Raw genomic sequence first — 19936 nt, 5'->3', positions numbered from 1 at the left:
CTCCTGCGTTGACCTCAACGTGCGCCGACGAGCAGTGGCGGCCGGGTCGGCGGCCGCATCTCGATCGGCTTTGCGCGTGTCTTCAGATCCTTGCCAGTTGCGGATGCCCACTCAGTGATGACCCGCCTGCTCGAAGCTCCGATCGGCGAAGCTGCGCCCGGCGGCGAACCGACCGGTGGCTTCTCGAGGTAGAGAACCCACGCCAGTTCAGGTCCGGACACGACGCCGGACTCGACGATGCGCAGGAACCGGGAAAGATCGCCAGCCATCGAGAATAGAGCCGACGACCTGCTGTGCGGTGCGAGCCCAACGCGCTCGCCGATCATCCGCAGGCGCTCGTAGGGGCTCGTGGCGTTGGCAACCAGATCCTCGACCACCGGCGTGTTGGCGCTTAGCGTCAATTCGGCCCAGCCGAGGGCCGTTGCCGCGACCAGCTCCTCCCGGCTGAGCAACTGATTTTGCCGCCGGGCGCGCAGTGCAAATCGCAGTGCTTCGGCGATCCTGAAAATCCGATCGTCGTCTGAGGCGTTCACGCCGGATGTGTTGCGAACGTTGGTGATCGCCTGCCACAGTTCAAAAAGGAGTTCCTCGAACACCTGGATGAATGACGCGTTCGCGTGCGTGGCCTTGTCGTAGGTGGGCGGCCGGTTGTCGTCGGTGCCGAATGCCAGGTCGAGGCCGAAGAGCCGCCAGTATGCGTTGCGCCGTACCGCCTCGGGATCGGGACGGATGACACTGGTGGACAGCCACGGGGCAAGCGGATTGGCGGCACCAAACAGCAGCACCTCGGTGATCTCGAGCCAACGCTGGGTCGCGATTGACGGGATGCCCAATCCCTCGCCGGAGCGATACTCCCGGACGACGCGGCGCAGGATCTGGATGGCGCGTGTGTTCTCCAGAACGTAGCTGTAGCCGAGGTGGTCCCATTGCGGGACACCGGCCAACGACGGATCCGGGATGAATGGCGCGAATGCGCCGATGTCGTAGCGGAGGAAGGCCAGCCGGGCCGGGCTGGCCGGCTGCGGATTCGGCGGCGGTCCCCATACGCGAAAGGCGTTCCAGACCTGTTCCATGTGGAGCAACAGATCGAACGGATCGCACATGAGCACTATTGCGGCCGCCGCATCGCGCGACATGTTGGACGGCGGCGCCATCATGCGGTCAATCAGCTGCTGGATCATGACTAATACCTTTCGTTGTCGCGTGGGCGCGGAACGACCTCGCCGATGAATGGAACGGGACGCGTTGGTATCGGCACGGTCGATGCTCCGGACCAGCTCGGCCGCGCCGTGGCTTCGATCATGCTTGCGAGACGCGCGTTCACAGCGCCATCCGTGATCGGAACGCGATGAGGTCCGATCTCCGCCAGCGGTGCGAGCTTGGTGGACAGTTCCTCAAATCCGTTGGTCAGGATGCATTCGATCGCGCTCATCTGCGACAACCGGCTCAGCGCCTGATTCAAGTGGCACAGCTCCTGCTCGCGCTTCGCATCGCGCTCGTGCAGTTCGTTGATGGTCTGCTTGAGGAGGTCGATCTCCTCGTTGCGCGGGTGCCCGTCCGATTGGCGTTTGGCAAGCTCCAGCACGGACTCGGATCCCGCCGAAGATGAAGGCTTCTTGGCCATGTCGTATTCCTTTCTCAATTCACGCCGCTTCGGCTTGGTTGACGAACCAGCTGCGTGCGCGTTCAATCCACATCGGTGCAGTCTCCGGACATTCGGCCTCGCGCAGGCCGGCGAGTGCGACGATCCGTATTCCCTCGCGCTGCCGCCACGCCGGCGACGTCCAGAGCGCTGCGCCAGCGGTGTGTTCGAGCTCGGCAAGCGCCTGGGGCGAGACGCGTTTTGGATCGACCAGGTCGGTCATCGGCCGGCCGCCGAGCCCCGGTACGGGCGCTGAGAGACACGCTTCTGCGATCCTTGGCATCGCGGCCTTCGAGCGGGCGAGCAGGGGCTGCAGCGTCTCTTCGGCGAGGGCGATCGGATAATGCGCTTCCATGGCCCGTTGCAGGGCATTCCATGGGCCCTTATCGCCGAAGCAGAGGCGTGACATTGCGCAACCGAGGACTGTGCGAAGCCACCCGATCGGGTGCGGGTCGCCCACCGGCCATTGCAGGATGGTGTCGGCATTGCCGACGACGTCGTAGAGCGCCGCCGTCGAGGCATAGCCGGTGTGAAGAAAGGCAAAGACGTCGGCACCGATCTCGGAGGCCCAGGGTGTCCACATCGCCTGAAGCTTTTCATCGTCCTTCAGCGCGCGCGCTATGGCCGCTCGCACGGAGGGCGTCCAGCCGGTGAGGTGAGCGACCTGATGGCCAGTCTCGTGAAAGAGCGAGGTGGGGCGATAGAGATTGTGGCGCACGATCTTGATGGCGGCGACCGGCATGATGGCCCCGGGCGCCCAGAGGCGGACGCCCGCGCGCAGGATCGATGCGCCGGTTCCCTTGTCCTGGTACACCAGCACTCTTGGCACCGGCTTCCTCGCCCGCTCGAGCACGCCCTGCATGCTCGTGACCGCAAGCCGGTCGAGCGTCGTGAGCGCCTCGCGCAGAGGCGCACTCGTTCGCGAGTTCACGGCATCTCCGAGGAAATCGAGTGTGGTGTCGACCTGGACGTAGCGGCGACGGAAACGCTGGACACCGGTCGAGGCGGCTGGAATGCGGGCCGGATTCTTCCGCGCCTCGGCAACGACCCGCTGCGTCGCCTCACCGAGCTCGATGAGTTCCTCGACGACCGCGTTAATCTGCTGGCGCAGCGGCGCACCGGTGTCGCGTTCGACCGACTTCCAGGCCTCGATCGAAGCAAACTCCTCGGCATCGCGAAACGTGCGAGCGGCCGCCAGCCAGTGGGCGACCTGCCGCTGGAGGTCCGAGGTGACGAGATGCTGGTCGATGTCACGCGTCACTTGCCGCCCCGCCCAGGTGTGACGGAGATGGCGATGCTCGGTGTGCCGCGCAGCGCGGCCCCGGCCGGCGCGGACGCACCGCCGCGCAGCATCCTGCGGATCGCGTCGAGCCCGGGGACCGCGGTGAGGCGGATGCGAACCGTTACACCGGGATCGGGATGTCCGGCTGCGCGCACGAACGCTTCCGCATTGGCTCGCGCCCATTTCGTCAACGCCGGCATCACCCAGGCGCGCAGGCGCTGGCGCAGCTGTGCGGTCAGACCGGGCGGCAGCAGCTTGCCCCTTTGGGCAGCGAAGTCCTCGAAAGTCTCGCCGTCCTCACCATCCTCGCGCAACATCCGGAGAGGAGCCTGGCCGCCGGCGGAGAGTCGCTCCATGTCCTGGTAGGTCCTGGTGAGCGCCTGCAGCAGCGCAAGGCTTCCCTGGCCCTTGCGGATCGCCGCGACGATCTTCTGCGTCTCCGCCTCCGACAAGTAGATGCCGACGGTGATGCGTGCCTGGCGCATATTCACCGACGCCCAGGCACGGCTTGCGCGCAGACGCCTGGCCGCGGCCTGTCCCGCCGGGCCCGCGGGCAAAGTTGGCGGCGCGCCGGCGCCGACCGGCTCCAGAATGTAGAAGCGCTGGCCCGCGGCGATCCGCTGTCGCGAGCGGAGATATGCGGCGGGCACCGCGACGCCGAGCTTCGGTTCACGCAGTAGAACGCCGGCCGCCGCCGGCGTCAGCGGATGGACGTTGGCGGTGTTGATGTAGCCGCGGCCTGCGCCTGCGCCCGACCGGTCGGTGCGCACCATGCGCTGGAGCGTGGTGCCGGGCGCAGACTGATAGATGTGCATGCGCGCGCGGATCGGAAACTGCGCGCCCGCCGCCCGCATCGCCGCGCCGACCGTCGATCCGCCGAAGGTGGGCAGCGTGTCCGCAATCTGCGACGTCAACTGGATATCGGGCGTGCGGTTGTACTTGCGATAGGGCCGGAGGCTACGCGGGCGGCGGCTCACGAAGGTTCCGCCGAGCGACGGGGCCTGCTGCAGCGACGCACGAACGAAGCGAGGCGGGAAATGCGTTGCAACGGCTTGGCTAAACGCTTCTGCGGTCGCGAGCTGGGTCAGCTCTTCGTCCTCGAACACGTAGTCCTCGTTCTCGGCGAACTGGCGGACCGTATCCTCGACGACGCTGGCGAGCGCGACCGGCGCCACCTCGTCGCTGCGCTCGAGCTGCGCCCGGTCCTCGGCCTCGAGCGAGATGAGCCTCAGACCGGTATCTACGATGGCGTTCGACAGAGGCCCTTTGAGCTGCGGTCCTACCCATTTGCCGATCAGCTGGCCGAGATAATTGGCGAGGAAGCCCACCACCTTCGGTCGACCGACGAGGTTGATTCCGAGCCGCAGCGCGCCGAGCAGGGCGGGGACGAATTGCTCGATCGCCGGCGCGAGATCTTCGTCCTCGTCGGCGTCGCGCAGCCGTTCGATCAGTGCGCCGCGGGCTTCGGCGAGCACCTCGAGTTCCCGAGTCTCGATCTCGCTTTCGTCCGTCGCACCGAACGCCTCGCCTTCGAACTCGGCTGCCGCATCGCCCGCCAGTGCCTCCGCGATGGCCGCGTCGAAGGATTCGGCGAGCGATTCCATGTCGGTCAGGTTCGCCGGTGACACCTGAGCTTCGTCGATGCTCTCCTCCGCAGCCTCGGACGTGAATCGGGCGGCGAGCGCGCGTGCGTGCGGCTGCAGAGGTGCCGGCAACCGGCCGATGGCGAAGGACAGGACGCGCCGGAGCAGGGGATTGATCAGGCCGCGCAGCTTGTTCAGAACCGGCCCGAGCAGCGACCCCGCGACCTTGCCGACGCTCTTTGCCACATTGGCGACGGTCTTGACGACGCCCTTGGCTTTCTTGATGAGCTTGCCGATGAACTCCTCGCCGGCCGGCGTCAGCTCTCCGATCAATGGGTCGAATCTCTCCAGCACCTCATCGAGCTGTTGCTCTGAAAGGGAGCCGACGTCCAGGCCGGCCATCCCTGCTTCCAGCGCCTGCAGATACTGTTGCGCCTCGAAGCGCACCGGGGCAAGGTGCGCGTCGGCATAGCGCTCGCGCTCCTGTGCGGACGCCGGCGTCTCGCCGACGAACCGCTCGTCGAGTGCCTGCTCGGTCTCCTCGGCCAGAAACGCAAGCGCTTCGTCGAACGCTTCGTCGCGAAGCTCGGCATAGACTTCGGCCACCAGGCGGTCGGTCTCGGACTGGCTTGCGCCGCCATCGAGCGTCGCTGCGAATGGCGTGAGATTCTCGCTCCACGGAGCGAAGCCGATCGCCGCGCCGTTGCCGGTTTCGGCGAAGGCTTCAGCGAACGGATTTTCCTGCGCGGCGAAGAGATGGGATGACTCTTGTTGATTCAGCATCGCGCGACTCCGGCCTCCTGAACATCTGCGGTGCAGTTGAGCATGACCGCCGTCCGCCGCTGTGTGTGGCGCCGTCGCCTTGCCGTCTTGTTCGCGCGCTCAGTGCGGATTGCTGCCGTGGCCGCGGCGCTTTCCGAGGCGTCCACGCAGCGTCGCAGGATCGTCCGCGGGCAGACGACGGCCGTCCCTGCAGACTCCGGAAAAGGACGAGACAGAAAGGAAGGAAGGGAAGGGGAAGCTAGTGCGCGGTGCGTGAGGCGGGACAAATGCCGGCCACGCGCTTCGCGAGCGCCTCATCCGGGGCGACGCCCAGCTCGCAGGCAAGGCGCTTTGCCAGCGAACGGTAGCACTGGACCGCCTGGTAGCGATTGCGCTGGGCGAGATATGCATCGATCAGCGCTTCGGCCGCCGATTCGCGCAGCGGCTCGGCGGCGAGCGCGGCGACTCCCGCCTGTGCTGCCAGCGCGAGATCCCCACACGTCGTCATCATCCGGCAGGCCGCCTCGAGCGCCTCCACCCGCAGCAGGCGAAACGCCTCCTGCGCGGCGATCAGCCACTCCTCATGCCAGCCGGGCAGAACGTCGTTCGATAGCAATACGATGTCCTCGAAGGTAAGCGCTTCGCCCTTGAGGGCACGGGCCGCGATGGCCTGCGCGCGCGAGAAATCGACGTCCGCCGACAGCACCAGCTCGTCGCCCATGGTCTCGATCCAGCCGCGCGGAACGTGCCAAAGCGCGCGGCGGAGGTTGGCTCGGCCCGCGTCTTCGGCGAGATCCAGCCAGAGATTGCTGGCGGCTGCGGTGCGCGAGACCGGCCCGCCTTGAAGCGCGAGAAAGGCGAGAAGCCGGCGCGCCGGGAGCGAGAGGCGAACCATCGGGTAGACGCCAAGCCGCCCGAGAATGGCGACCTTGCGCTCCACTATCCTCTCACTGATGCCCCCCGTCATGAAGAGCCTTCCTGGTCGCGAGATTATGAACAGTTCGACCGAGCTCTGGCCGGCCGAGTAAAATCTTCTGTTAGGCCGTTCGTATTGCGGCCGGTCCTTAAATTCTCGACACTAGGCTGACAACCGGCGTGGTATGGTACGCCCGCCGCCCATCGTGGGCAACAAATCGGGCTGGAGCCCGAGGCCGGGACTTAGCGACAGATTTAATCGCGTTTTACTGTTCAATGGCGCGGGTGCGTGCGTATGCCGAAAACCGTGGTCGAACACTGTGGCGAACACGAGGCCTGTTGGCAGTTCGCCGCGCGCGCAGAATTTGCCGCAGATATCGCACATGGGCGTGCCCAGTCCTGTGCACATGTGGACCTCACCACAACTCCGACACGCGTTGATCGAAATCAGGCTCGACGGATTTGCAGCCAGAGCATCCTATGCTCGCGTGAGGGATGCGCGAGGCGGACCAAGAACCCAGACCGAATTCCGACCCGGACAGTCGTCCGATGCAGATGCTTTATCTCTCGATCAGTTCGTACCGTAGCGGTGTTTTCTATCCCGATAGTATGAACTAGTTCATTCTTGAGCCGCAACCAGAAGCTCCACGTCGAGCATAGCGGGTCAAAATGCAATGTTCGGTTGTAAAAATGAAGCGGCGCACGCATCTGACAAGAGTACTGCCTTGACCGTCTGAGACGCGGCTGTTCACGCCAGCTATCTGCCTTCGCTGCAGCAAAGGCGAGCAAGGGGCGGCCGACTGTTATCCTGGCGAAGACCAGCTCCTGCCCCATCAGCGAAGTTGCACCTCCGCGGCCGGTAGCCCGCTCGTTGAGCCAGAGCCGGACCAGATTTGCTCAACCTGAATTCTTCGCGTTTTTGCCCATCTGCGACATAAGCTGAATCGCAATCCCGCAGCACAGCAGTTCCTGCCGTATCGAGGTGTGCTATCCTTCAGAAGCACGGGAGGGACCGGGCAATGAACCGACGCTGGTTCATGACGATGCTCGGCGGCGCGGCCGCGTGGCGCGCGCGCAGCAAGCCCCAAAGATTTATCGGATAGGCTGGTTGAGCCCGGGATCGGGGATCTATCCTAGTACCGACCATAGCAATGAGCTAAACGGAGCTTTCACTGAGGGCCTCCGCCAGTTGGGCTGGATTGAAGGGCAAAACTTCATCTTTGAGCGTCGATACGCCGAATGGCTCGACCGAATGCCTGAGCTAGCGAAGGAGCTTGTAAATCTCGAGGTGGATGTGATTGTAGCAGGGGGAACGCAAGCGCCGCTTGCTGCCAAGAGTGTCACCGCAACAATCCCCATCGTCATGACAGGCGCGGGCGACCCGCTAGGAAGTGGTCTCGTCGCCAGTTTGGCGCGGCCAGGCGGAAACGTGACCGGACTGAGTCTCATGGTGCCGGACCTGGGCGGGAAACGACTGGAAATGCTCAGCGAGTTTGCCCCTAGTACCTCTCGCGTGGCAGTCATTTGGAATGCGGCGAATCCTTATTCAGCACGCGTCTTCGGCGAAACCAAAGAGGTGGCCCAGAGATTGGGGCTTGAGGTTCAATCCATCGATGTGCGAGTTCCCGCTGACTTCGACTACGCGCTCGAAGCCGTCACGGAGCAGCGCGCGAATGCTCTGGTTGCGGTAGAGGAACCTCTAACCATCACCTATCGGGGCCAAACCGACGCGATTGACCCTAAGCGGACTTGGGCGACGGTCAGTGGCCTGCTTTGTATTTGCGAGCGGCTCAATTTGAGTTACCGAAAGAATAATTACTTCTCGCTGCGTATCAAAAGATACATAACCAAACCCGGGGCTGTGTCATTATCCCTTCATCACGGACCGGACCTTGGCTTTTATCCGTGACGAGAACGCCGATTGCGCTCCCGCCTTCCTCCAATGGAAAGGAGCGCGTTATGACGATCATTCGTCGTCGTCGTTTCAAACAAACTAAGTCACTAAAAGTACGGCTTCTCGAAGAGGCTCATAAGCTCTTGGAGGAGGCTAGGTTGCTGCCACACGGACCGGTGCGCGACGCGGCATTAAGAAGAGCGAGGCAAGCAGAGACAGCCGCTCACATGGACGATTGGCTTAACTCGCCCGGCCTACAGCCGCCGAAGAAGGACGATCTCCCGGGGCCGAAGTAAGGCCGTCTCAGTTCGCGGCCTCTTTCATTGGTTGTCCCTCACTTCCGCTTGTGGCCCGGAACTGACCGTCTGCGGCCTCGGGCCAACGTCGCCATGTGACCCTGAGGCGAAGCCGAGGATTCGCCCGTCTTCTACTTTGCATCAACAAGCCGACCACTTACCAACGGACCGCTACCTACGGTGCGGCGCGCAGCCCGATCCTGCCTCCATCGACCACTCGGTCGCTGGGATGCAGAACTACCTGGCCCCCGCAGCCAGCCCGGAGAGCACCTCGGCCACTTGGTTGTTGCGGTGACCGATGCTGACCAGCACGGTTTTGGCGCGACCGTTCTCATCGGCGAAAACAGCCCACTGATCGCCTTTCCTGAACAAGGCGCTCACCGGCACAGTCAGAGCGTCCGAAGCGCTCCAGGTGGTGACGTGGACGACGACCCGGTAGTCGTGGCCGAGCGATGCCCACGCCTCGGGCGGATCCACGAAGTCGATGGTTACCCGAACTCGCTGTTCTTCGATGCCCAGGGCCGAGACCTTCAGGAAGCCGGCCGGGTCCACACGGACCAGCTTTCCCTTGATCGGCTGGCCGCCCCAGCCGTCGATCCGGACGGGGGCGCCGACCCTGACCTGGACGGCATCGGTCGAGAGCAGGTCTGCCACAACCTCCAGATCAAGTGGGTTGCCAATGTCGACGAGGGGCGTCCCGGGAAGGACGGTCGCCTCGCTGTCCTGGGCAATCTTCAGTACCCGTCCGTTCGCCGGCGCGAGCACCCGGACGCAGCAGGTCGGCTCCGCAGAGGGCACGGCGTTGGCCGGATCCATCAATCGAGCTGCCAAGCTGGTCCGCACCGCGCGGCGCATCTCGACCTGGGCCTTGGCGCTCGCCAGATTGGCTTCGCTGGTCGCCACCTCGAACTTCGCCTTGTCGAACGCCTGTGCCGAGGTGGACTGCGTCCGCAACAGCGCTTGCGCCCGTTGAAACTCGGTCTTGGAAAAATTCAGTGCGGCCTGGATCCGTTGCACCTCTGCCTCCTGCTGCTGAATGGCCGCGTCGGCGGCAAGCACCTCGGCCTGAAGCTGGTCCCGCGAACGCACGTCGATGAAACCGGGCAGCGCCGGCTGCATCAGGGCCATGACCGTCTCGTTGGCGACGACTTCGTCGCCAACGTGTAGCGAAGGTCCCTTCTCGCGCATCGGATGCGAGATCCTCAGGACCTTCCCCGCGATCGGGGCCGAGACCGTGTAGACATGGGCACATCGGTCTTCCCGTCGTCGTCCGCCGTGACTTCGATAGGCCCCTTCCCGACGATCGCGAGGTCCACCAAAACAGGCCGGGGCCAGGCGAACCAGGCCAGTCCTCCCGCGACCGCAGCTAGAATCGCGGCGCCGATGATGCGTTTGATCCACTGTGCCGGCATGGCTAGTCTCGCGTCTTGAGGACCGCGACCACGTCCAGGTTGTCGATGCGTTGGCGGATGACGGCCGCGGAGGCGATGGCCGCCAGCACCACGACGGATGTGGCGACCACATAGGTCGAATGCTCGACGACCAGGCGGACGCGCATCAGTTCACCGGCAAGGTTCGTCTTCATGACCCAGGCGAGCCCGTAGCCCATCAACCAGCCAGGCGGTTGCGCGATCAGGGTGAGGATCGCGAGCTCCAGCAAGAGGATGCGCAGCACCTCGCCCCGCGTGAAGCCGAGCACACGCAGGCTGGCCCCGGAATTTCTGGAGGATTGGGTAAGCGAGGACAACTCGGTCCATGTGATCGATGTGTTCGTCGAGGCGCTCGACCTGCATGGACTGGGGTTTGAGCGTGTGATCGCCAAGGGGACGCGCCGGCCCTCCTATCATCCGGCAGTTCTTCTGAAGCTTTACATCTATGGTTATCTCAATCGGGTGCAATCCAGTCGCCGCCTGGAACGTGAGGCTTGCCGCAATATCGAGGTGATGTGGCTGATCGGCCGCCTGGCTCCCGATCATAAGACGATCGCCGATTTCCGGAAGGACAATGGTGCGGCGATCCGGAAGGTTTGTGCGAAGTTCATTGCACTATGCCGGCAAATGGGCCTGTTGCAGACCCCAAGCGTCGCGATCGACGGCAGCAAGTTCAAGGCGGTGAACAACCGCGACCGCAACTTCACGCATGCCAAGATGGCGAGGCGGATGGCGCAGATCGAGGAAAGCGTCGGTCGATATCTGCGTCAACTCGATAGCGCCGATCGGCAGGAGCCATCGGAAGCGATCAGCATCAAGACGACGAGGATCAAGGAAAAGATCGCTCGGCTGAAGCAGGAGATGAGCCGCCTGGAACTGCTTGATGCGCAGATGCGCAACACGCCGGGTCAACAGATATCGCTCACCGATCCGGATGCCCGTTCGATGGCCACCAGTGGACGCGGATCGGGTGTCGTCGGGTACAATGTCCAGGTCGCGGTGGACACCGAACACCATCTAATTGTTACGCACGAGGTCATAAACGTTGGCAACGTCGTGGGCAGCTTGCTCGGATGTCGAAGCAAGCCAAAGAAGTGCTCGAAGCGGACAAACTCGAGGCGGTCGCCGACCGTGGCTACTTCGATGGAGAAGAGATATTGGCCTGCGAGAAGGCTGGCGTTGCAGTCACCTTGCCCAAGCCCATGACGTCGAACGCCAAGGCGGAGGGCCGGTTCGGCAAACAGGACTTCGCCTACCTGCCTGATGAGGACGTCTACCGCTGCCCATCCGGCCAGCTGCTGCCCTATCACTACACCAACATCGAGCATGGAATGACGCTGCGCCGTTACTGGTCGACAGCAGCGTGCCAAGACTGCGCGATCAAGAGCCAATGTACGCCCTCAAAGGAGCGTCGCATCACGCGTTGGGAGCATGAGCATGTGGTCGAGGAGGTTCAGAGACGGCTCGATTCCAACCCAGACGCCATGCGGACGCGGCGCGAGACGGTCGAGCATCCCTTCGGCACGATCAAAGCCCGTATGGGTGCGACCCACTTCTTGATGAAGCGCCTGCGGAATGTCGCCGCCGAGATGGCGCTGCATGTTCTCGCCTATAACCTCACACGAGTGATGAACATCATCGGCAAGCCGAGCCTGATTGCAGCCATCCGCGCCACCTGAAGAGCGGAAAGTGCGCCCAAAAGCGCAATACTGCCTCGCGATCCCCCCTTTGGCCGTCATTGGGCGATCCGACGCGAGAACATCAGCCGCCTGCAGTGATTGGCGACCACGGCCGCGTGCCGACCATCCGTTTGCACACAACCAAGACCCATAGCTGACGTAGGCCGGCTCTCCGGCGCGACCTGCTCCTGTCGCTTTTGCCCGCTAGGGTGAGGAAGCGACCTAACCGTTCCCCGGTAGGAGCGCGGAACACTTGGACTGAATGTACATTAATCAACATGAACGACCAATTCAGGAAATTTGGCGTCATGGGTATCGAACGTATGCACTCGCCTCATTACTGGGAGATGCGAGCGGAGGAGTTTCGGACGAAGGCGGACAACTGCGAGCATCCTGAGACAAGGAAAAGCTTGCGTAAGGTCGCTAAGACCTATGAGGAGCTCGCCCGCCGCGCGGAGCAGGTCCGCACCCTCCGAGATGTAGCAGAGCAGCCAGTTAGGAACTGCGGCAACTAGTGCGGCACTGCCTGTCTCGCCGCGCATTGTTGGCAGAAGGGCCGACTCGCTGGATTGGCAGTCTTGATGGTGCGGCCGTGTAGTTGCCGCTGTTTAAAGGTGTGGCAGGGAAGCTTGCGCTATCATGGCCGGATGAAGGGAAGAACCTGATCATTGACTACCGATCGCCTGTCGCGATTAGACGTAGTCCCCGAGCGTCAGGTGCAAGGCGCAGGAAAGGCTCGCCGATGCACACTACCTGTTACACCAGTCCTGACGCTCTTGGATGGCGAGTTCCACCTTGGTGGCGAGCCCCAATAGGTTCGAGGAGAGATCAGCAAACAACTCCTTCTTCGATTGGTCGGCTGCGTGGCGTCTGCTGATAACCGCGCACTCCTCCGCTTCCGTGAGGAGTTTTTCTTGGTGGATTCGCATGTCGTGCATGGCTGTATCCTTGCGGCACTAACGTGCTGGCGCGCCACCGTGTCGCGGAACTGACGTCCCTCAATCTTCAATGGGCCGCCGGGTTGGTCGTTCCTAAAGCGAATGTGGGTATTGGCCAATTCGGCTACTTTTGAGTAGTTCCTGGATAGTTGCGTGTGGACGAAATAAACCGTTGGCCTTGTCACCTTCCTAGCCGCACTTTGTTCCATCACCGACTGGTCCGACACCTCTATCGGTGTGTGAACGCCAGTTGCGCTCCGCCTAACTCACCAATGGAGCAGCGCCATGATAGAGCGCCGTCGGTTCAAGCAGACCCAATCTCTCGACGAACGGCTTCACCAGGAAGCCAATCGACTGCGCGAGGAGGTGAAGTCTCTGCCGCGCGGCCCCGAGCGCGAGCAAGTTCTGCGGAAGGCCCGCCAGGCCGAAACCGCTTCGCATATGAGCGAGTGGTTGACGTCGCCCAGCAAACTCCGTCAGAAGGCGCGTACTGGTTTGGAAAACGCCAAGCGCTTTCAGGACAAGGCCGCCGAAGCTTTACAGATGGCCGATCAAGTCGGCAATGAGTCTAGGCGCGAAACATTACAACATATCGCCAAGAGCTAGACATCAGCCTTCGTGGTCGGCGATTATAAAAGTTAGATTGAATTGGTTGACCGGGCGGTTGCGCTCAACCCAAGTTCATTTGTGGCATGGAGTTGCAGAGGCCAAGTCTTCAGAATACTCGGCTCGTGCACAAGGATAGCCGCCAAGAAAGCAAGCCGAACCGTCGAAAGAGGTGCGAGGAAAAACTCGGCGCTCCAGCACTCCAATGGATTTCTGGGAAGGAAGAGTTGGCAGCCGGTTGGCCGGCGGCGTAGGAGCAGTCGGTCGAAACTGAGATGTCTGTTGGGACGACATGGCAGATCGGTTCGTCCTGTCGAATACGGGAAAAACTGGCAAAAGTTCCCATTGAGCGCGAGAGTGGGGAGCTTGATGTGGAACCTGCTGGGCGAGGAGGGGCTGCCCGGTAATGGCAAAGCAGACCCGGCATCGACGGCTTTGCACCTGAATGCCGACCTGAAGCGGGTCATCTTTCGCTAGCTTCTTAGCTGCTGTTCGTGTCAGCACCCCGAGCCTACCCATGGCGCCAACAGCAATTCGACACCTGCCGGAGCCGCCGTTCTGCTCGAACTCGGCGAAGGACAATCGGGAGGTGCACGCTAACGGGCATTCGAGCGGCGGTGCTGCAAGGGGTTTGCAGTTGAGGCCTGCGACTTTTTAGGAACGTCGCATCCAAAAGCAAGTTGCGGGATCAAACAGGCTTCAAGGATAATGTCATGGCCAACTCTCCCGAAATGGTTCGTTCAAGCCACCGCACGCCCCCTCAGACGAGCGAGGTCGTTCCCGCTGACGAAATTCGCACAATCATGTTGAACCAGGTCGCGTGGGGCGCCGTTTTCGCGGGTGCAGCCATCGCCCTTGTCATACAGATTATCCTGAACATGATCGGTCTGGGCGTGGGTTTATCGACGGTCGACGTTGGGGAGGGTAGTACGCCCAGCGCAAGCTCGATGTCGGTTGGTGCTGGTATCTGGTTCGTAGTTTCTGGAATTGTGGCTGCAGCGCTAGGGGGCTACATAGCCGGTCGGCTTTCTGGCAAGGCGTCGGCTTCAACGACGGCTTATCATGGACTGATGTCATGGGCCGTCTCGACGCTGGCAGTAATGTATCTGCTTTCTTCCGCCGCTTCCGGCATCGCTGGTGGCGCTCTCAGCACAGCGTCCTCCGCTTTGGGCGGAGCGGGCAAAGCGCTTGGAGGGTCGGTACAAACGGCAGTTCAGACGGCGGCGCCTACGCTGAACAATGTTAGCGATCCGATGGCTGCCATCGAAAGCAAAGTTAGAGGCGCCTCGGGAGGGCAAGATCCCGCTGCGCTTCGTGATGCCGCGGCCACAGCCGTCCGCGCGGCGCTAACGGGTGACGCTTCTCAGCAGGCAGCGGCTAACGACAAGGCCGCCGAGGCTCTAGCCAAGGCGCAGAATATATCACAAGACGAAGCAAAGGCGCAGATCAGTCAGTACCAGCAACAATATAAAGAAGCGGTAGCCAAGACGAAGGAGCAGGCCAAGCAGGCGGCGGACACAGCGGCCAAGCGCGTCTCGCAAGGTGCATTGTTCGCGGCGGTGGCTTTGTTAGTGGGCGCCTTGGCCGCGTTCTTTGCAGGGCAAGCCGGTGCCGTGAATCCAACAGTGTCGGCGCAAGTCGCCCGGCATTGACAACACGGACCGAAAAATTGACCTCAGCTCTCGACCAAGTTTAGCTGACCGAAAGTCGTCGTTCAGCCCTTTGTCCCTCGTTGAAACGCAGGCGACCTATCATGCATCATCGCTGGCAGATGATCAGGAAGGTCGCCGCGGACGAGCGGCTCCAAATGATCGTCTTGGCGGCCATTGCTTCATTTGCGGCATGGATCGTCACGGAATCGCTCCGAGCTTTGCTGGACTAGGACCAGGCGCTCGAAGAGCGCTCTAAGAGCTCCGATGGAAAAAGCGCAGGCGAGAAACAAAAGGACTAAATTCGCCAACAAACCGGTCGCGGCTCGCCTCCACAATGACTGCGCGGCCTTCGGGCGGCTCGCCATGTGAAGCGCGCTTAGACACCTGCGGGAGAATGCCGGCAGACTCCCCGGACCTTTCCCTCATTTGGTGTCCGCTTCTGGCCGCTGAGCAGACGTTTCCGGGCTGGTCGGCTGACCGCCGCTTTTGACCGAAGGCGAAGTCGCCGCCGTCTATTTGCATATCCGTCAATGGGGATCTGAGCCGGCTCATTGCACTCGCGGCGAGTCTTTCCGTTGATGAGTGCAGCCCACCGCCTATTATCCAATGCGTCGTTAAGGGAGCCGACCGGTCATACGTCTGGCGGCAGTGATAGCATTGTTGCCTCATCAGTCATTCACGCCAACGTCCGTAAAAAGGAAGCCGGCCGGCGTCCTGGTAAAGACGAAGATGAGCTGGCCGCAGAAGACGGAGTAATAGTCATTGTTCTCCTGATCGCGATCGTAGAAGGCTTTGCCGCGCTGGATACACGCGCGATTTTTCGCCGTGAACGAGGTCGGATAGGTCTTGGCACGAAACTGCGCGGCGGCGCGAATTCCGCTGTCGTTCATGAACGGCAATCGTGTGATACTAGCGACGGCGGCGGAATCGTTTGTCCTCAGCGCCGCGCGAAACTTCTCGATGAAATCATTGAATTCCTTCTGTAAGGCAGGAGAAGCGACGGCGTTCTTCGGCGTCGCGGCGACGGCTGGAGCAAGGTTCACGAGGGCGGTTGCAAGCATAACTCTCAGCAAAAATTGCACGGGTCGGCTCCGTCCATCTACCAATCAAAGGTGTTCCGAATCCATGGTGTTCTGTCGCGTCAAGGACCTTCTGGTTCACCAGCGCAGCGTTGACCCGCCCAAGCGTGGAGCGACAGCATTCGCCGCAGCATGCGCTGGCATGTTCTGCCGCCTATTTAAGGCAGAAATTGCCCGTTCCTGACCCTAGTTCAAAGCGTCGCCACGCTGCTTCCCGCAATGATCCGAAACAGGCGATGCGAGCGGGCCTAAGCAGCTCTTAAGCTTAGTGAGCGTTATTCTGAGTGGAGCTACTTGACAATGGAAAGCGTTTGACTGGCCGAGGACGGCTAAGTGAGCTGATCAAGGCCATCGGCTATTATCTGCAGACTCGCGCCTCTAGGCCCGGTAAGCGCTTTGGCCGCGGAGGCATTCAGGTCGGCGGTAATGGCAATCGCATATTTCGAGAGCTTTTGTATCGCGCAGCGGACGCATCGTCGCTACGATGGCGGCTTGTCATACCGTCTATAGGAACCAAGACAATCGGATCCTATTGAGATGAATTCTCCATGGGATCGCTCGCTGTTTTCGGTGGAGCTGATTCCAGGAGCGGGTTTTTGGAACTCAGGAAGGAAACTACACGGAGGCCCCAATGTCTGACGTCGCGCCAACGTCGCCCATGCAGTATCTCGACAGGGCCACCCGAGCGTTGCGGGAGATCGGAATTGCGCCGCCCCAGCCGATCGAGGCTCCAATTGCCGGGTTGCTAGAAAAAATCTCCGCTCTCGATAAGGACCGAATCGTAATCATCGCTCGTACTCTGGGGCAGACCAGTGTGTTCAACGAGGTGGTCCGCGAGCAGGTTCAGGCGATGGAGATCGGCGAACGTTACCGTCAGATCACCGACTCTTTCAATTCCATTCGCGACGACACCAAGAAGATGGTGGACCAGCTCGCGGATCAGAAGATCGATCTGTTCGAGCGCATCAATAACGTTTGGATGAAGCTGTCGCGCGGGGATGTCGCCGATCGCTTCGATGAGATCAGAAAAGTCTATCTTGACGTCACTCGCTCAACCAAGGACCAGATCCAGCGCGAGCAGATCATCCTTGACTCCTACCGTGATTTCCGCGGCGCGCTGAAACATGCCGAGGTCATGGCCCTGGAGGTGCTTAAGACCGCCGAGCAAAAACTCAAGGGCGCTCAGGTCGAATTGCAGAAGGCGGCCGACGCCGTGGCCAACTTCACAGGACAGGAGGTATCTGAACGCGCAAGGCTAGAGCTTGCCCGTGACGAGCAACTCCGACGTACCCAGGACGAGGAGAAACGCTATCAGATCGCCAAAGACCTCTCGGACAATCTGACAATCGGATACAACACTTCTGAAGTGGTGATGGCTCGGCTCATGCAGATGACCAGCGCGAAGGAGCGCGTCTACGCGCAGGCGGTCACGTTTTTCTCGACCAACGACTCCGTCTTCACGGCTCTGAAAGCCTCGTTCACGGGCATGTTCGGCCTGAATGAGTCGACACAGACCCTCAACGAAATGAAAGAGGGCGTGTCCCGCAGCCTGGAAGTGCTGGCCGAAATCGGGGATCAGGTCGGAGAAGCCGCCATCAAGGCGGGCTATGGGCCGACGATCCGCGCGGATGCGGTCAAGAAGCTCGTGGAATCCGTGATCACCTTCCAGGAGCGCTCTCAGGAGATCATTGGTGAGATGCGACGACTTGCGACTCAAAACTCGGCCGAGATTCGAGATGCGGTTGAGGACGGCAAGCGCCGCATCGCACGTCTCGTAGCGGAAGGACAGGCGTTGCCAGTAGATGGCTGATCAAGCTGCATCGATCGCGCAGGAGAAGGCCCCTGCGAGCCTCAATGATTTGATGCTCGCGATGGATGTCGTGGACACTCTGCGCCATCAAGACAATCTCGTCAGCCGCGAGCTAGGCGGAGAGCAGCGGGACGCCCATCTCCTGAAGCGACTTCGTGAGATCTATCTTGGGCAGGGCATCGAGGTCCCTGAACGTATTCTGGTCGAGGGTGTGCAGGCCCTCAAAGAACAGCGCTTCGTCTATACCCCACCTCCGCCAAGCTTCGCCCGCACGATTGCGCTTGCCTGGGTCGATCGTGGTCGCATCGGTCGCCGTTTGCTGGCGTTGCTGGCGGTAGTGGCGTTCGGCTGGGGCGCATACCACTTCGGCGTTGTCGAGCCCGCACAGCGGCGGGTCGCCCAGGAGCGGGCCCAAGCGGAGCGCAACAGGATCGAATTGGCTGAGAGGCTGCCGGCAGCCCTGGAGCAGGAGCACGAGGATGTCCTGCGCGAAGCGAAAGTCGCCGCCGCGCGCGAGAAGGCCACCAGGCTTCTTGCCGATGGAAAGGCCGCCATTGCCCGCGGCGACGTCGATGCAGCACGGCGGGCCGTGAACGATCTTGACGCGTTGCATAGGGACCTGCGCCGCGAGTATCTCCTGCGTATCGTCTCGCGACCGGGCGAGGCCACCGGTGTTTGGCGCGTACCGCAACGCAATCCCACAGGCCGTAACTACTATCTAATCGTTGAACCCCTCACGCCCGATGGCCGCGTTCTCAAGCTACCCGTGACGAGCGAAGAGGATGGCCGGACCGTGGAGGCCTCGAAATGGGGCGTGCGTGTGAGCGAGGCGACGGCCATGCGCGTGCAGCAAGACAAGAACGATGACGGAATCGTGCAGCAGAATAGCCTTGGTGAAAAGCGCCGAGGCCATCTCGACGTGGATTACAGGTTGCCGGTTCTGGGCGGGGCGATCACACAATGGTAAGGCCATGATATCCGGAAGGCAGGCGCTTGCCCAGATCGAACAGTTCGTTCAGAGAGTTCGCCAGCAGGAAGCGCAACTCGAGCAAGCTTATGCGAAGGCCACGAAAGACGTCGGCCGCCTGCGTGTCCAGCGCACGGAAGCGTTCCGCGAACTTGCACGGCTAAAGCTCGACACCATCAGGCAGAACCAGGTCGTTGGCGAGCTGGATAGCGCGGAGCGCGAGGCAATCAGCCTGCTTCAGAGCCGGCAGGAGGCCTTGCAGCAGTTGACCGAGCGGCGGCATGAAGCCGAGCAACGGGTGCAGCAAGCGGAGGTTGAGCGGCAGGCTGCCCTGGACGATTTGCAACGTGCCTTGGGCGGCGCGGAGAGGATTCGCAAAGATGTCGAGGCTAAGATCAGCGTCAACACTGAATGGATTGCCCTGCGGGCGCGAGTTGAGGAGATCACCGGGCAAGTCCAGCAGGCTGAGAAGAAGGCTATCCAGGCGGAAGCCGATCGGGACGAGAAACGTCGTCCTTACGAAGCCGATCCGCTATTCATGTATCTCTGGCGCCGGAAGTTCGGGACCGCCGCCTACCGAGCCAACCCGTTCACCCGCTACATGGATCGAATGGTGGCCGGCGTCGTGGGTTATGACAGGTTACGAGTCAACTATGCCCTGCTCAACGAAATCCCCGTGCGGCTACGCGAGCACTCCAAGCGAATTGCTGAAAGGTTGCGCGAGGAACGATCCGATCTAAAAGTTTTGGAGCGCAACGCACTTGTCCAGTCCGGCTTTGAGGCCGCCGAAACTGAAGTTGCCAAGGGAAGGGATGCGGTAGCACATCGCGAAGCCCATCTCCAACAGGCGCGGGAAGCTCTCGCTGCTCAGGACCGAAGTTTCGATGCATCGATCCTCCAGGGGGATGCCCCTTATCGTGATGCGGTCGACCTGCTGGCAGCCGCCGATCAGCGCGAAGATCTGCAGGAACTCTACAGGGAGGCTGTTCAAACTCCGACGCCCAAGGATGAGGAGATCGTCAGGCGTATCCAATCTACGGACGAGCTAATGAATTCAGCGTTACGCCAAGCAGCAGACTCCCACCAGCGGCTCAAGGAACTCGCCCGGCGCCGCGAGACGGTCGAACAGGAATGGGAGCAACTACGGCATCAAGGCTACGACACCCCTTACGGCACGTTCAGTAACGAGGCGTCACTCGGAAACGTGCTTGGCGGCATCCTGACTGGGGTTATTGGGAGTGCGGTGCTGGGGCAAGTTCTACGTGATGGCTTCCATCGTGGGCCCAGCCCATGGGACTCGGGTTTCGGGGGAGGGTTGCCGATTCCGCCTCCAGACGGTTTCGGGACCGGAGGATCCTTCGGGGGCGGAGACTTCAGAACGGGTGGATCATTCTGATCCCC

Annotated in this window: 13 protein-coding genes and 3 pseudogenes; 7 read left to right on the top strand and 9 right to left on the bottom strand. The window is 61.7% G+C overall.

Features of this window, described 5'->3' with window-relative positions:
- Nucleotides 1–14 precede the first annotated feature (14 nt).
- The 5 genes from I6F17_RS08345 to I6F17_RS08325 form a co-directional block, all read right to left on the bottom strand.
- Complete coding sequence (locus I6F17_RS08345) at nt 15–1181, bottom strand: hypothetical protein (protein ID WP_225125291.1); 1167 nt, start codon at nt 1179–1181, stop codon at nt 15–17.
- A gap of 2 nt (nt 1182–1183) precedes the next feature.
- Nucleotides 1184–1624: a hypothetical protein gene (locus I6F17_RS08340; protein ID WP_225125293.1), complete on the bottom strand. Its 441-nt coding sequence runs from the start codon at nt 1622–1624 to the stop codon at nt 1184–1186.
- Between the two features lie 19 nt (nt 1625–1643).
- Nucleotides 1644–2903 carry a hypothetical protein gene (locus I6F17_RS08335; protein WP_225125295.1) on the bottom strand — a complete coding sequence of 420 codons (1260 nt, stop codon included), beginning with the start codon at nt 2901–2903 and terminating at the stop codon, nt 1644–1646.
- Entirely contained in the window at nt 2900–5290 is a 2391-nt protein-coding gene (locus I6F17_RS08330) for a hypothetical protein (RefSeq protein ID WP_225125305.1), read from the bottom strand. The genes I6F17_RS08335 and I6F17_RS08330 overlap by 4 nt, the downstream gene beginning before the upstream one ends.
- A 238-nt stretch (nt 5291–5528) precedes the next feature.
- Nucleotides 5529–6236 carry a BTAD domain-containing putative transcriptional regulator gene (locus I6F17_RS08325; protein ID WP_225125307.1) on the bottom strand — a complete coding sequence of 236 codons (708 nt, stop codon included), beginning with the start codon at nt 6234–6236 and terminating at the stop codon, nt 5529–5531.
- A gap of 930 nt (nt 6237–7166) precedes the next feature.
- Here I6F17_RS08325 and I6F17_RS08320 point away from each other — a divergent pair.
- Nucleotides 7167–8093 carry an ABC transporter substrate-binding protein gene (locus I6F17_RS08320; protein WP_346769959.1) on the top strand — a complete coding sequence of 309 codons (927 nt, stop codon included), beginning with the start codon at nt 7167–7169 and terminating at the stop codon, nt 8091–8093.
- Nucleotides 8094–8549: 456 nt separating this feature from the next.
- On the opposite strand, the pseudogene I6F17_RS08310 reads toward I6F17_RS08320, so the two are convergent.
- Together I6F17_RS08310 and I6F17_RS08305 are read right to left on the bottom strand one after the other, a co-directional pair.
- Nucleotides 8550–9786 (bottom strand): annotated as a pseudogene (locus I6F17_RS08310) (HlyD family efflux transporter periplasmic adaptor subunit).
- A gap of 2 nt (nt 9787–9788) precedes the next feature.
- On the bottom strand, nt 9789–10121 hold the full coding sequence (locus tag I6F17_RS08305) for an FtsX-like permease family protein (RefSeq protein WP_225125312.1): 333 nt from the start codon (nt 10119–10121) through the stop codon (nt 9789–9791).
- Between I6F17_RS08305 and I6F17_RS08300 the strand changes: the two are divergent.
- Nucleotides 10039–11483 (top strand): annotated as a pseudogene (locus I6F17_RS08300) (IS1182 family transposase). The gene I6F17_RS08305 and the pseudogene I6F17_RS08300 sit on opposite strands and share 83 nt — an antisense overlap.
- Before the next feature lie 749 nt (nt 11484–12232).
- On the opposite strand, the gene I6F17_RS08295 reads toward I6F17_RS08300, so the two are convergent.
- On the bottom strand, nt 12233–12421 hold the full coding sequence (locus I6F17_RS08295) for a hypothetical protein (RefSeq protein ID WP_225125315.1): 189 nt from the start codon (nt 12419–12421) through the stop codon (nt 12233–12235).
- Between the two features lie 285 nt (nt 12422–12706).
- Here I6F17_RS08295 and I6F17_RS08290 point away from each other — a divergent pair.
- Both I6F17_RS08290 and I6F17_RS08285 read left to right on the top strand, forming a co-directional pair.
- Nucleotides 12707–12886, top strand: a pseudogene (locus I6F17_RS08290) (hypothetical protein); the annotation flags it as partial.
- An 854-nt stretch (nt 12887–13740) separates the two neighbouring features.
- Complete coding sequence (locus tag I6F17_RS08285; protein WP_225125317.1) at nt 13741–14679, top strand: PhnA-like protein; 939 nt, start codon at nt 13741–13743, stop codon at nt 14677–14679.
- A 668-nt stretch (nt 14680–15347) separates the two neighbouring features.
- Here I6F17_RS08285 and I6F17_RS08280 read toward each other — a convergent pair.
- The gene (locus tag I6F17_RS08280) at nt 15348–15761 is read right to left on the bottom strand and encodes a hypothetical protein (RefSeq protein WP_225125319.1); all 414 of its coding nucleotides are present in this window, start codon (nt 15759–15761) and stop codon (nt 15348–15350) included.
- A gap of 628 nt (nt 15762–16389) precedes the next feature.
- On the opposite strand from I6F17_RS08280, the gene I6F17_RS08275 reads away from it, so the two are divergent.
- The 3 genes from I6F17_RS08275 to I6F17_RS08265 are packed head-to-tail and all read left to right on the top strand — an operon-like array spanning nt 16390 to nt 19931.
- Entirely contained in the window at nt 16390–17568 is a 1179-nt protein-coding gene (locus I6F17_RS08275; protein ID WP_225125321.1) for a cell surface protein, read from the top strand.
- On the top strand, nt 17561–18535 hold the full coding sequence (locus I6F17_RS08270) for a DUF6384 family protein (protein WP_225125325.1): 975 nt from the start codon (nt 17561–17563) through the stop codon (nt 18533–18535). Before I6F17_RS08275 ends, I6F17_RS08270 begins: the two co-directional genes overlap by 8 nt.
- Nucleotides 18462–19931 (top strand): hypothetical protein, encoded by a 1470-nt coding sequence (locus I6F17_RS08265; RefSeq protein WP_225125415.1) that lies wholly within the window; start codon nt 18462–18464, stop codon nt 19929–19931. The genes I6F17_RS08270 and I6F17_RS08265 overlap by 74 nt, the downstream gene beginning before the upstream one ends.
- Nucleotides 19932–19936 lie beyond the last annotated feature (5 nt).

This window comes from Bradyrhizobium sp. NBAIM18 (assembly GCF_020193825.1).
In the GTDB taxonomy this organism is placed as follows: domain Bacteria; phylum Pseudomonadota; class Alphaproteobacteria; order Rhizobiales; family Xanthobacteraceae; genus Bradyrhizobium; species Bradyrhizobium yuanmingense.
Note: the sequence above shows the minus strand (reverse complement) of the source record. Positions and strands in the feature narration are given on the sequence as shown.